At 65.9% G+C, this 13,377-nt stretch carries 13 protein-coding genes; 12 read left to right on the top strand and 1 reads right to left on the bottom strand.

Translation table 11 applies throughout. The features are described 5' to 3' along the window. Window positions 1-217: 217 nt before the first annotated feature. The 12 genes from eccB (at window position 218) to V1460_RS09385 (ending at window position 12,434) form a co-directional block, all read left to right on the top strand. Window positions 218-1,813, top strand: a complete 1,596-nt coding sequence (gene eccB, locus V1460_RS09330) for a type VII secretion protein EccB (RefSeq protein WP_338673272.1) — start codon at window positions 218-220, stop codon at window positions 1,811-1,813. 275 nt (window positions 1,814-2,088) lie between these two features. Beyond that, complete coding sequence (locus V1460_RS09335; protein ID WP_338673273.1) at window positions 2,089-2,400, top strand: WXG100 family type VII secretion target; 312 nt, start codon at window positions 2,089-2,091, stop codon at window positions 2,398-2,400. A 96-nt stretch (window positions 2,401-2,496) separates the two neighbouring features. After that, a complete protein-coding gene (locus tag V1460_RS09340) occupies window positions 2,497-2,787 on the top strand; it encodes a WXG100 family type VII secretion target (protein ID WP_338673274.1) in 291 nt (96 codons plus the stop codon). Between the two features lie 369 nt (window positions 2,788-3,156). Further along, entirely contained in the window at window positions 3,157-4,302 is a 1,146-nt protein-coding gene (gene mycP / locus V1460_RS09345) for a type VII secretion-associated serine protease mycosin (protein WP_338673275.1), read from the top strand. 73 nt (window positions 4,303-4,375) lie between these two features. Then, window positions 4,376-4,726 carry a hypothetical protein gene (locus tag V1460_RS09350; RefSeq protein ID WP_338673276.1) on the top strand — a complete coding sequence of 117 codons (351 nt, stop codon included), beginning with the start codon at window positions 4,376-4,378 and terminating at the stop codon, window positions 4,724-4,726. 38 nt (window positions 4,727-4,764) lie between these two features. Continuing rightward, window positions 4,765-6,225 carry a hypothetical protein gene (locus tag V1460_RS09355; RefSeq protein WP_338673277.1) on the top strand — a complete coding sequence of 487 codons (1,461 nt, stop codon included), beginning with the start codon at window positions 4,765-4,767 and terminating at the stop codon, window positions 6,223-6,225. Window positions 6,226-6,431: 206 nt separating this feature from the next. Continuing rightward, window positions 6,432-7,667 (top strand): type VII secretion-associated serine protease mycosin, encoded by a 1,236-nt coding sequence (mycP, locus tag V1460_RS09360; RefSeq protein ID WP_338673278.1) that lies wholly within the window; start codon window positions 6,432-6,434, stop codon window positions 7,665-7,667. A gap of 84 nt (window positions 7,668-7,751) precedes the next feature. Next, entirely contained in the window at window positions 7,752-8,081 is a 330-nt protein-coding gene (locus V1460_RS09365; RefSeq protein WP_338673279.1) for a hypothetical protein, read from the top strand. After that, window positions 8,081-9,283 (top strand): putative T7SS-secreted protein, encoded by a 1,203-nt coding sequence (locus tag V1460_RS09370; protein ID WP_338673280.1) that lies wholly within the window; start codon window positions 8,081-8,083, stop codon window positions 9,281-9,283. The genes V1460_RS09365 and V1460_RS09370 overlap by 1 nt, the downstream gene beginning before the upstream one ends. A 59-nt stretch (window positions 9,284-9,342) precedes the next feature. Beyond that, a complete protein-coding gene (locus V1460_RS09375; protein ID WP_338673281.1) occupies window positions 9,343-10,731 on the top strand; it encodes an IS1380 family transposase in 1,389 nt (462 codons plus the stop codon). A gap of 363 nt (window positions 10,732-11,094) precedes the next feature. Continuing rightward, on the top strand, window positions 11,095-11,784 hold the full coding sequence (locus V1460_RS09380; protein WP_338673282.1) for a hypothetical protein: 690 nt from the start codon (window positions 11,095-11,097) through the stop codon (window positions 11,782-11,784). A gap of 14 nt (window positions 11,785-11,798) precedes the next feature. Further along, window positions 11,799-12,434: a hypothetical protein gene (locus tag V1460_RS09385; RefSeq protein WP_338673283.1), complete on the top strand. Its 636-nt coding sequence runs from the start codon at window positions 11,799-11,801 to the stop codon at window positions 12,432-12,434. Between the two features lie 340 nt (window positions 12,435-12,774). Here V1460_RS09385 and V1460_RS09390 read toward each other — a convergent pair whose 3' ends face one another. Next, complete coding sequence (locus tag V1460_RS09390; protein ID WP_338673284.1) at window positions 12,775-12,975, bottom strand: hypothetical protein; 201 nt, start codon at window positions 12,973-12,975, stop codon at window positions 12,775-12,777. Between the last annotated feature and the right edge of the window lie 402 nt (window positions 12,976-13,377).

The raw sequence follows: 13,377 nt of genomic DNA on the forward strand, positions 1-13,377 counted from the left end.
GCTCCGGGATGCAAGGCATAGTAGGTCCCCGCACGGCATGAAGGTGCATGTCAAGTACTCCGGAGCCGAGTGACTCCAGTGACTTGAAGCGGTTCGCGCGGTTTGGCCGGACCCAGGTTCCGGCGCGACTGCCTTCTGCCGGGCGGAGCTGGGCTTTCGCGCACGATCGGCCATCACATTTCACGATCGAGCAGCACAAACGGGAGAAACGGGGATCATGGCAAAGCGTCAGGACGAGCTCGCCGCCTACACGTTCGCTCGAAAGCGCACCGTCGCGGCGTTCTTGGCGCCGTCACCGGGGGGCTCGGAGGAAGGCGCGCCGCGCCCCATCCGCACGGTGATGCCCAGCCTCGCGCTGGGTGTGGTGCTGGTGATCGGTTTCATCGCATGGGGTGTGATCAAGCCCGCAGCGCCCAAGGGCTGGGACACCCCGGGCGAGTACGTCATCGTCGACAGCGACTCCACGACCCGGTACGTGGTCCTCGACCCGGACCCGAAGGACGGCGAGGTGGAGAAGGTCCTCCATCCGGTCCTCAACTACGCCTCCGCGAAGCTGCTTCTCGACAAGGGCAAGGGCAAGGTCATCGAGGTGCCGGGCAAGGAGATCGACAAGAGCGGGATCCGGCACGGCGCCACGATCGGCATCCCCTACGCCCCGGACCGGCTGCCGTCCAAGGACGACGCGCAGAAACCGAAGAGCTGGGCGGTGTGCGAGCGCCCGGCGCCGGGGTCGGTCGACGCCATCGACCGCGCCGTGTTCGTCCTCAACGACGCCGACGCCAAGTCCCTCGACGGGACGGGCAAGGTCGGCGCCGGCGAGGTCCTGTACGTCGAGGACCGCACGACCGGGCAGGAGTTCCTGGTCGACGGCGCCGGTGGCCTCTTCCAGCTCGGTGACGTGTCGCGCCTCGACAAGACCACCATGGCGCAGCTCCGCTCCGCCGTCATCGGCAGCAGGGCCGAGCCGCAGCCGGTGAGCAAGGAATGGCTGCTCACACTCAACCCGGGTGAGGCGATCCTCTTCCCGAAGGTCCCGTCCAACGGCCGGCCGACCTCCGTCAAGGGGCTCCCCGAGGAAGCGAGCACGGTGGGCCGGGTACTCGAGGCCGAGGACGCGCAGGGTACCCAGTACTACGTCGTACTCGAGGACAAGGTCGCCGACGTCACCAGCTTCGTGGCCGCACTGCTGATGCGGTCGCCCGCCGCTCAGCAGGCCTATGGCTCCGCCCGCCCGATCGCTCCCGTCCCGGTCAACGGGCAGCAGATCATCGCTGCCAACAACGGCCAGGCTGAGGCCTTCTACGCGGACAAGGGATGGCCCCAGATCGTCCCCAGCCAGGCCAACGCGGGTGCGGCGGCAACCGGTGGGGACCGCATGACCTCGTGCAGTGTCTACAAGGGCACCATCGGGTCGGACCGCAAGCCGCGGCTCGCCTCCTGGGCAGGGAAGAGCTACCCCAGGAGTGCCGTCGCCGACTCACAGAGCGCGTTCGTCTCATCGGGCTCGGGCCTCCTCTTCCAGGAGGTCAGCGGTACGGCGGAAGGCGGCGGCGGGTTCTACCTCCTCACCGACACGGGTCTGCGGTACTCGCTGCCGTCGAACAACGACAGCGAGGCGGACAAGACGGTGAACTCCCCTTCCCGGGCCGGTGACGCGCCGACGGGCGAGGCGAACGAGACCGACAAGGCGCGTACGCGGCTGGGGTACGAGGACCTCACCACCCCCGTGATCGTTCCGCAGTCCTGGGCCGCGTTCATCTCCAAGGGGCCGACCCTGGACACCGGGAGCGCTGCGCAGCCGCAGGGTCAGTGACGGAGAGCAGGTGAACAGGAAGTTCGGGGTCGGCCCTGCAGGTCCTGATGCCATCTGTTCCCAACTGGGCCGCACCGACGCCTACTTGATCGACGAACCAGGGGGTAAGTCACAGGATGATTGCTCAAGTGTGCGAGCCGTGTAAGCAATTCGCTGAGTCTGTAAGCGGCGTGACAGGCTGACGATAGAGTGTTCGAAGCGCTCAAGAGCGCGAGGCTTCTCCGGGCGCCTGAACGGGTTTCCCGGATCAACGACAACATGGGGGAAGGTTCATCATGGCCGGCCAGTTCCGGGTAACAGAGGACGAACTCACCAAGCTCTCGGGTGACATCAACACGGCGAACGGTCAGCTGCAGGGCGAGATCCGCCGGCTCAACGGAGTGATCGACCAGATCGCCGGCGGATGGCAGGGCCAGGCCGCCCAGTCCTACCGTCAGCTCCAGGACCGCTGGAACGCGGACGCGAAGAGGATGAGCGACATCCTCAACGACATCAAGGAAGCCGTGGACTCCACGCGGAGCAACTACTCCGCATCGGAAGAGCAGCAGAACTCCGAGATCAGCAAGATCATGTCCGACTTCGGCTGATCGAGCCGATTCGGGCCGAAGCCCTTCGGTTCCACCCGAAGCGCTTCAGGTCCTCCTGATCTCCACAGACTTCCTTCGATTTCTTCCTGAAAGGGAATGACGATGTCAATCCTCGTCAATTACGCAACCATCACCAACGCGTCCACCGACGTGAAGTCGACCGCCGGTCGCATCAAGCAGCAGCTGGATGACCTCGAGGCTGCCGTCAAGCGCGTCGCCAACACCTGGGAGGGTGAGGCGCAGGAGGGTTACCAGCGCAAGCAGCGCGAGTGGGACCAGACCGCCGCGGACCTGCACGCCACCCTGCTGAAGATCGCCACGGCGCTGCAGAGCGCGGCCGAGAGCTACCAGGCCACTGAGAAGAGCAACGCCTCGACCTGGGGCTGAGCCTGACGGCGACCCGAGGGTGTGACATGAGGGAATCGGCCCAGCGGGCGCCACGGCGTCCGCTGGGCCGACCTCCGCTTCCGGACCTTCCATACGCGGAACGCGGAAACTCCGGAGAACATTCACATCCGTCGCCATGCCGGTGACACAAACATGACTGAGCTTCGAAGGAAGCACGGAAGCTCTGGGGGCCGGAACATGAGGGGCTTGAACGTGCAGGGCCGTACGGCTCGCTCGCGTAGCCGCAGCGGCGGGACTCACGTGCTGCGGCGATTCGTCGGCGTGCTCGCCGTGACCGGGGCCTGTCTCGCCTCGGCGCCGCCCAGCACAAACGCGCCTACCCATCCGGCTGCCGCAGACACCTCCGGTGTGAACGGGAGCGGTTCCGGCGGCCCGGACTTCGGTCTGTCGAACAGCTCCGAGTGCGTGTTCGGAGGTGACCTCATCAAGTCCACACCGTGGTCCCTGCAGCGCGTCCTCCTGGACCAGCTGTGGGAGCGAGCCACGGGCAAGGGCGTCACCGTCGCCGTGATCGACACCGGCGTCGACAAGGCCAACCTCCAGCTGAGCGGTGCGGTGGCCGGTGGCGAGACCTACGTGGGCGGCTCCGGAACCCAGGACCTGGAGGGCCATGGCACCCGGGTCGCGGGAATCATCGCGGCCCGTCCCGTCAAGGGCACGGGATTCGTGGGTATCGCTCCCGACGCGAAGATCGTCTCCTACCGCTACACGGGCGGTGCGGAGAAGCAGGGCGACGCGGGCACCATGTCCAAGGCGATCCGGGACGCCGTCGCCAAGGGCATTCGGATCATCAACATCTCCTCGGACACCGCGGACAACCAGGACGACGCGACACTGCGCGCGGCGGTAGCGGACGCGGTGAAGGCAGGGACCCTCATCGTGGCCGCGGCCGGCAACGACGGAGCGGACGGCAAGCCGGCGGATACGTATCCCGCGGCCTATCCGGGCGTTCTGGCGGTGGCCGCCTCAGACCGCAACGACGAACGTGCCTTCTTCTCGCAGGCGGGTGACTTCGTCGATGTCGCGGCGCCAGGCGTGGGCATGGTGTCCACGGTCCCCAAGGGCGGCCAGTGCACGGCCGACGGCACGAGCTTCGCGGCCCCGTACGTCGCGGGCGTCGCGGCGCTGATGAAGGAGAGGCACCGGACCTGGTCGGCGTCGCAGATCGCGACCCGCATCCAGGAGACGGCCCAGCGCCCAGGACGCGGCCCGAACCCCTACATCGGGTGGGGCGTGGTCGACCCGGTCGCCGCCCTGACGGACGACACCGCACCGAAAGCCTCCCCGACCCCGGATCCGCCCATGAGGGCAGGGTCTGGCGGAGTCGTCCCCGTCGCGGTGACGATGGGTGAGAGCGAGGCGGAGCGGGAACGCCGGGTGGCCGTCTACGTGTTGGGGATGGGAATCGCGCTCGCCCTCGTGGCCGCGGGCAGCGGGGTCGCCGTGAGGGACTGGCGCAACAAGAGGACAAGCCGAGCCGGACGGTCCGGGTAACCGGGTCCGGGTGACGACCCGGGCACCGGGCGGATACCGGTGACGTGAAAGACAGGCGAGAGGACAACGGGGTATGAGTAACGGGATGCGGGTCGATCTGAGCGCGCTGGATGAGGTCATCCGGAAGCTCTGGACCCTGCTCGACGACATGGACAAGGCCGGGCAGACGTCGAAGTACAACACGGAGATCCCGATGGACGCTTTCGGGAACTCGTGCTTGTTCCTGGAGGCAGGAGATCTGCAAGCCGCCCACAAGACTGCGAAGGCCGATCTTGAGAAGGTGATCGAGGGGCTTCACGGCCTGATCGAAAAGTTCAGCACGAGCACCTCCAAGGTGAAGGACAAGTACACGGAGCAGGAGTACGCGAACAAAACCCAGATGGGTGGCGGTACGGGGGACTCGAACGGCTCGTTCGGAAAGTAGAACGTTCGAGAATCACCTACTAGCGGGAGGAGTTCAAAATGGCCGGTGACAAAGACCTGCCCCAGCCCAAGATCGAGAACGATATCTGTGTCGCGGATCCAGATCGACCTCAGACTAAGACTCAGTTCATAAACTACCCCCTCAAAGAGCTCAAGCAGATGCTTGAGCTCACCAATCCCGGAGCGATCGAGGAGGTCGGGCGCCACTGGGGTAAGGTCGAAGAGCTTCTTGCCGGCGGCGAAGCAGGAGGTATCGCCGGCCTGCTCGACAAGGCGGTCAGCGATGCCCTGGGGCACTGGGAAGGGGACGCGGCCAGAAGCTTCGAGCAGGAGGCTCGAAAAATCTCACAAAGCATCAGGAACACCGCCTGGCACGCCGACCTCAACAGCTCACAGATGGCTGACGCCGGTTCGCAGCTACGCAGGTTCAAGGCTCAGCTGGACAATATCGAAGAGCCGAGTGGTTGGGCCAAGGTCGGTGACGCTCTCAGCGACTGGAGCTGGGACAACGGTGAAGCCGTAGCCAGTGATCTCAAGGACCGTAAGTTGACCGCCGACGAAGTGGCGAAAATCAACGAAGGCAAGATCGGGGCAAGCCGGGAAGCTCAGCTCAACGGTGTTGCCGTCATGGAGAACCTCGCCGCCCAGTACATGCGGGTCACGAAGAACCTGCAGCAAAACCCTCCCGTTGTAGGCGACAAGGGTCACATCAAGGATCCCAACCGTGACGTGGAGTACCCGCCGCCTGTCGTGCCCGGCGGCACAGGAGGGGCTTCGCGGCCAGGAGCATCCGGTGCGACTCCCAAGCCGTGGAGCGCAGGCCCGACCGCTAGTGTCAAACCGGCTCCCGGGGTGTCCGGAACCCCGGGCATCACAGGAGGCCCGACGCTACCGCCGTCGGCCAGGACCAACGTGGACAGCATCAATCCTGGTCTGACGGGGCGTGGTCCCGTCACGAACCCCAACATTGGCGGTGGTGGCGGTGGTGGCGGTCTTGGCCTCGGTGGCACCCAAGGTCCGGGCATCCTGACAACCGGTGGAGGACCCGGTCTTGGCCGTGGCGGCACAGCCGGACGGGGCGGCACCGGGACAGGTGGCCGTGGAGGACTGACGGGAGGCGGCACGGCAGGTCGCGGCTCCGGGGGCCGAGCTGGCATTGGCGGTATGGGTGGCGGCGCTGGAGCCGGTGGGGCCGGCCGCGGCGGTGCCGCCGCTGGCGGCCGTGGAGCCCTCGCCAAGGCTCGTGGCGGTGTCGTCGGCGCGGCCAAGGGAGTCTCCGGCAAGGGCGCCGGTGGTGGCGCAGGCCTGCACGGCAGCCGTGGCGGCACTCAGCGTGGAGCCATGGCTGGTGGCATGGGCGGAGGCATGGGCGGTCGCAACGGTCGGCGGCCTGGCGACGAGAACAGTCGGGGCGAGCGTCCCGACTACCTGGTCGAGGACGAAGAGACCTGGATCTCGGAAGAAGACCGCAACCGGAACGTGCCGCGGACCATCGAGTAGGCACACGGGGGCGAGCCGCACAATGAACGTCTGCGGCTCGCCCCCGTGTGCAGGCTGGTAAAAACCAGTCATGGTTGAGTGAGGAGCAAGCAGTGAATTTCAGTCGAGTCCGGGCCACGGCGGGAGTCGTGGTACTGACAGGAGCGTTGCTCCTCACCGCCGCCCCAACCGCATCGGCGGACTACGTCAGAGACCAACAGTGGGTCTTGAACGCCTTCGCAGTAAAGGACGTTTGGGCTGAATCGCAAGGGCAGGGCGTGACTGTTGCGGTTGTCGACTCCGGAGTCGATGCCGGTCACCCCGACCTGACTGGTCAGGTTCTTGAGGGCAAGGACTTCACTGGCGGAGGTGACGCTCAACAGGACCAATTTGGGCACGGGACGATTATGGCCAGCCTGATCGCTGGACACGGCCACGGCGCTGGAAATGCGTCCGGCATGGTAGGTCTCGCACCTAAGGCGAAAATCCTTCCATTGCGTACCCTCCGAACGGAGAAGGACAGGAATAGTGATGAGACCTGGGCTGCGGCGGTTCGATACGCGGTGGATCAGGGAGCCAAGGTCATCAATCTCTCCTTTGGCAACGACGGTGGCAAGACCCTGAGCGACGGCCGTGCGGCGATCGCGTATGCGCAAGCTCACGATGTTGTTGTCGTGGCGGGGGCAGGTAACGACGGGTTTGATGCAGTCGCTGAGCCAGCAGCACTACCTGGCGTTGTTTCGGTTGGCGCCATTGATGAAAAGGCCAATCGCTGGGATGAATCAAATTCTGGAAAAGGCCTTGTCTTGATGGGGCCTGGTGTTGAAGTTCTCGGCGCGGATCCGACACTCCCGGAAAATTACAGCTTGTCAAGCGGAACATCGGATGCCACAGCTTTCGTCTCCGCCGCCGCAGCCCTGGTGCGCTCCAAGTTCCCCGACCTCACGGCAGGTCAGGTAATCAACCGCCTGATCAAGTCGGCTACTTTCGCTCATCACAAGGATCTGAAGGCGCCCGACGAGGAGTACGGCTACGGAATCGTCCGCCCCTACTCGGCGCTGACGATGGACATCCCCGCGGGCCCGAAGACGAACCCGCTGGGCCAGATGTCCTCCTCCGCCTTGAACCCCGGCGGCGCAGCCGCGGACACGGATGACTCGATCCAGGCCAAGAAAAAGAAGAAGTCTTCCGGCAGCCTCCTCGTCCTGGGCGGCATCGCAGCCGCTGTGGTCGTCGGCGCGATCGTGTTCGCGGTCATCCGCAGCCGCCGCAACGGCGGTAGCGGCGGCCCCGGTGACGGCGGCGGTAACCCTCCTCACGGAGCGGGCTACCCGCCCCAGCCCCCGACGGGCTATCAGCCCTACCCCAACGCCGTCCCCAACCAGGGGTACCCGACGTCGCCCGGACAGTCACCGCAGCACCCCAACCCCTACAGTCAGCAGCCCCCGTACCAAGGGCAGTAAGGCGTTCGCGCGCCTGATACAGCGTCCGCGTTCATACCACGAGCTCGTCCTCGTCTCGATACATCGGTCAAGGAGCAATGCTTCATGGGGGAGTACTTCAAGACGGATACAGATCAGTTGGCGCAATTCCTCAGAACCCTTGAGGGGTGTGTCAGCGATCTGAACGAGGCGCGAGCTGCTCTCGCACACGTCCGTGCTGACCAGATCGGGACCAAGCGTCTTGACGAGGCGTGTGACGGCTTCCAGGGGCGTTGGAAGTACGGATCCGAGCAGACACAGAAGATGATCGAGGGTGTCAGCGAGGGCGTGAAGTCCAACAAGAAGGGCTACGAAGAGGTCGAGGAAGCCCTGGAGAAGGCATTCGCGGACATGGCGAAGCAGTCCACCTCCGGTGGTGGCGGAGGTGCGAAGTAATGGCAGCCAACCCCTACCCCAATCTTGGCTGGAACCCAGTGCCCGGGATACCCGGCGAAGTCATTGCCCTCAAGCAGAAGGTCAGTTCCGCTGCTACAGCACTGCGCACTTGCCACACTCAGCTCGACAAGCTGATCGGTGAAAGCAGCTACTGGGAAGGCGAGGCCGCGACGGCGTTCAGGGACGCCATCGACGGCGAGCTGCCAACGTACATCAAGAACGCCGCTCGGTCCTTGGAGAAGGCAGCGGCCCAGCTGGGCAGCTGGGACGGGTATCTGACGGCCCACCGGGACCTGGCGCAGAAGTACGACGATGTCGCGGCCGAGAAGAAGGCCGCGATCTCGTCGGCCAAGGATCGCCACGCCCAGGCCGAGCAGCACCCCGATCTGGGCCTTGCCGGTCGGCAGTTCTCCACGCAGGAAGAGGCCGACGCCGCGACTGCGCGGCTCAGGGCGGCCGAGCGTAGCCTCAACGAGGCGACCATCGCGCTGAACAAGGCCAACGGTGAGTACGACAACATCATCACCAAGGCCCAGGAGCTGGAGACCACTCACGCGGACAACGCCGAGACGGTCGCCAAGTCCCTCGATGACGCCACGGAGAAACTGGCACCGAAGGAGCCCGGCTGGCTGAGCAAGGCCGTCGACGCCATCTGGGAGGGCATCAAGGCGACCGGCGAGTTCCTGCTGGAACATGCCGGGACCATCGGCGCCATCGCCGGCCTGCTCGCTCTGTTCCCCACACCGCTCGCGCCGCTGTTCGCCGGGATCGCCCTGGTCGCGAGCGCAGCTTCGATGGCCAAGAACTTCGCCGATCCCGAATTCCGGGATGCCTTCCTGCCTTGGGGGGACAAATTCGGCTGGAACGGGGATACCTTCTCCGCCTACGCCTCCTTCGGTTGTGACGTGCTCGGCATGGTTCCTGGTGGAAAGGCACTAGGGATGGCAGGCCGGGAGATCACAGACGGTCTCCGCATGGCGGACGGCATGGGCGTGGCGGTGAAGAACACCGAAAAGGCAACCGAGTTCGCGCGCGAGTTCGGCCATGTCTTCAAGACCAGCGCCAAGGCCGGAGCCGACGACGCTTGGGCAGCTGCGGCGGAAAGTGCCACCGGGTCGGCCAAGTTGCTGGGAAACCTCAGCCTGGATCCACCGAGCGGTGCCTGCGCGGTGCCAGCCCAACGAAGAAGACGTGCCCTGTGACCTGCGAGGATGGGAGTTCTCTACGCTTCCAGCCCGCAGCAAGACAAGGCACGTCGTAAGTGAAATCTTCCCATACCGTCGCAGCGACCTTCGCGGCGTTCGATGACCCGAATCTCCTCGCGTACGGTGGGCTGGCTCCGGCGGTCCGACTGGCCGAGCGGTGCGGCCTGCCGGACCTGGCTGTCACGAAGGTGCGGCTCAAGGGTGTTGCGAACGGGGCCGGGGCAGCGGTCGGCGCGAAGGTGATGTCGCTGGTGGCGGGGATGCTCGCCGGAGCGGACAGCATCGACGACACGGATGTGCTGCGGCACGGGGCGGTGGCCAGGGCATTCGACGGAGTTCGCGCCCCGTCGACGCTGGGCACGTTTCTGCGGGCGTTCTCCTGGGGTCACGTGCGTCAACTGGAGTCGGCGGCACGGGCGTTCACCTGCAACCTCGCCGGACACTGCAATCTGCTGCCCGGCGGCGACCAGGTGGTGCACCTGGACATCGACTCCAAGGTCAAGCAGGTCTACGGGGCGGCCAAGCAGGGCGCCGAGCACGGCTACACCAAGGTGAGGGGCCTGCACTTCCAGATCGTCACCGCCTCCACTCCGCTGGCCGCGCCGGTAATCGTGGCCACCCGCCTGCGCAAGGGCTCGGCCGGCTCCGCCAAGGGCGCGGCCTCGCTGATCGCCGAGGCGATCAAGGCGGTGCGGGCGATGGGCGCCACCGGCACGATCGTGGTCCGCGGCGACTCGGCGTTCTTCTCCCACAAGGTCGTCGCCGCCTGCCGCCGCGCAGGCGCGCGGTTCTCCTTCGCCGTCGCGCAGCGCAAGAAGATCCGGGAGCTGATCGCCACCGTTCCCGAGGACGCCTGGACGGCGATCAAGTACCCGAAGGCGATCTGGGACAAGGACGAGCAGCGGTGGATCTCGGACGCGGAGGTCGCCGAGGTCGAGTACACCGCGTTCACCGGCAAGGCCAAGCGCTACCACGCCACCGCCCGGCTGCTGGTCCGCCGGGTCAAGCGCCTGAACGACGCCCACGTCCTGGACGGTCAGGGTGAGTTGTTCACTGTCTGGCGGTTCCATGCGGTGTTCACCGACCAGGTGCTGCCGCTGGTCGAGGCAGAAGCCGATCACCGCCGCCACGCGATCGTCGAGCAGGTCTTCGCCGATCTTGAGGACTCGGCCCTGGGGCACCTGCCCTCGGGGAAGTTCACCGCGAACGCGGCCTGGCTGACCCTGGCAGCCCTCGCCCACAACCTCACCCGGGCGCTGGGCGCGCTCGCCTCGGCCTTCCACGCCCGGGCCCGCACCGGCACCATCCGCCGCCAACTCATCGCGGTTCCAGCCCGATTGGCAGCCGGAGCACGCACCCTGACCTGGCACCTGCCGCAGCACTGGCCCTGGCGAGAGGCCTTCAGCGACCTGTGGACGGCCGTCGGCCACCGCCTGCGAACCTGACCACCCGGACGCCTGCCCGCCCACGACCAAGGACCTCGGAGACCCCGCCACCGGGACGGCCACCCGGCGACCACTCCTGCCCGCCAGCAGGAACGCCCCCGAATCCGCTCCGAAAATCACAGAGCCGCACTCATCGAATACGGCCCTGTGGATCCAGGCTCAGTGCCAACGGCCTCAACGTCGCGGCCAACACTCTGTCCTCTCTCGAGGCAGAGGGCGTGATACCGGAGGAGGGCAGCGGCCACAACGCCGCTGAGCTCACCAAAGCCGGAGCCGGGTTCTACGGCCTCGCGGGACTGGTGGGTCTCGTGTGACGAACACGGCAACTGACCGGGAACGGTGGATCAGCGAGTGACCGAGCTCATGACAGAACCCGTGGGCGAAAGGGAGCCGGCGTTCTGGTACGCGATTCCGCACGGCTATCTGCAGATGGATCTCGACCCCCCGGTAGAGCGGATCGAGGCGTTGGTTCGGCAGGTGCTGAGCTTGCCGGAGGAGATGCGGCTCCGCGCAGAGGAAGTCCTGCGCTTCTACGCCGGCGTCGTCATCTCGCTCAACGCGCGTCGTGTCCAGGCCTGTCTGATCGGTTCTCACCCGGACGACGCCGGTGGGATCGCGTTCTCCGTGCTCACCGTCTCGACGGTCCCAGCGTCCGGAGGCAACGCCAAGCTGGTGATCGCCAGTCTCGCAGGCACGGCCGCGGACAGTGCCGACGAGGGAATGCGTCCCTTGGAGCTGCCGTGCGGCACAGGCTTCCTCGCGGAGAAGAAGGTCGTCACCACGGCACCCGGCAGGTCTGCAGAGGGCAGCGACACTCCCCTGGAGGGGCGGGTGTGGCAAGGTACTGTCGCTGTCACGGGCTCAGGAACCAGCGACATCATCATGATCCAAATGGTGACGGCCGCTGTCGAGCTCGCAGATGACTACCGGGACATCCTGCTCGGCGTCGCTCACACGGTGGCGTTCACCGATCCCTCGCTTCCTGCGGCAGGGGGACACGAGCTACCCGAGCCCGGCACTGCGGCCGCCACGATACGTAACGACTTTGGGTGAGGACGGCGAACAGCATGGCAGGCTCAACCGAGGCACCCGACATCGATCAGGTGCTTGAGCACAACAGGAGAACATGGGCAAGGCATGTCGTCGGGCGCATTGCTCTCGGCCTCGGCTGGCTCGCGGTGCCGTTCCTGTTGCATGTCGCGGGAGTCCCCGATTCCCTGTTCACGATGCTTCCCATCCTCCCCGGGGTCTACGTACTGCTGTTCCTGCTCATTCGGACCAGGCACGGCCGACGCATCGCCGCGTGCGAGAAGGTGCTGCGCACCTATCCGCTCGAATACCGCACACGAGTGGCCAAGAAGAGTGAGCAGTGGCAGTTGCTCGGCACGGTGTTCACCATTCGGGTATCCACTCGTGGACAGCACGGTGCGCCACTGATGCGTGCGATCAACGCGTCAACTGTCCGTCGTTGGCCCAAAGGCGCAGAGGGCGGTGGCGCCTGGGTCGCCGGTGATCTGCCCTTCGGCGGTGTCGTGATCCTCCCCGGCACCAATGACATGTTGTTCATGCAGCCGGCGGACTGGCAGGAGTTCGCCCGCGAGCGAAGTGAAGCCGATCCGGTCCGAAGCAGACTGGCACAACGGGCAGGCCTGACTCGGCTGTTGGAGAAGGAACCCGGTCTTGGCGCTGTGTATGGCCTTTAGCCTCAATACCGGTAACTTAGTGCTTTAGTGTGCGTTTGGCCCGTTTGGGTTTGGTGGCGCCAATGAGTCTGATGGCGGTGGGGGGTGGCGCGTTTGAGGGGCCAGTCGGCGACTTTCCGTTTGATGGCACGGGGGTGGGCCTGGCGCCGTCGGGGAGGCCGGGGGCGTTCGAGGAGTTCAGTGTGGGTGGCTTTGATGGCGCGGGTGAGTCTGCCGGGGGAAAATGCCGCCAGGTCGGTGACCTGGCGGTGCACGACGCGCAGTGAGCGGGTGAAGGAGATCCGGTCGGGGGCCTGGTCGCCTTGTCGTCCCGCGCTCAGACGTCACGGGCGGGGTTCCGTCACAGATGCTCATGGCCGTATGACGCGAAGTCCCAGGTGCTGTCTTCGAACTCATAGCCTTCAAGGATGTTCGTCCAGACCTCACCGTGGGCTGCAGGGTCGATGAGGGAGCACCATGCCTGGAGGCTGACCCGTGCGTCCTTGTGGTCTGGGCTGTAGGGATAGTGCGTTCTGCGGAACTCGTCGAAGAGCCGGACCATGGCGAAGAACTGGGGAAGGCTGCCGCTCGCCAGAGGTCGTCATGGGCGGAGCCGGACCGGCACGCTTCGCGCATATGCGAAGCCACAGAGTCCGCCGTCAAGCCCCGACAGTCGATCCACGCCGAATGAGTAGCGCGTCGGTACACCCGGGCCAGGAAGTCCGTCTTGCCGACGGCTGCGGCGCCGGTCACGGTGAAGACCTGCCGTTTCCGGGCGGGCAGGCTTCGCCAGGCCTCGATGCGTGCCCAATTCTCATCGAGAGCCTCTGGCATGAGGGCACCCTTTCAGCAGGTGATGATCGTGGTTGGTGTGACGAGTGAAAACGACATCGCACGTGAGCCCGGTGGCGTCAACGTAGGTCGAGCCGGGGACCGTCTCATGCAGGCGAAGCAGTGTCCGGGG

Source organism: Streptomyces sp. SCSIO 30461 (assembly GCF_037023745.1).
Taxonomy (GTDB): domain Bacteria; phylum Actinomycetota; class Actinomycetes; order Streptomycetales; family Streptomycetaceae; genus Streptomyces.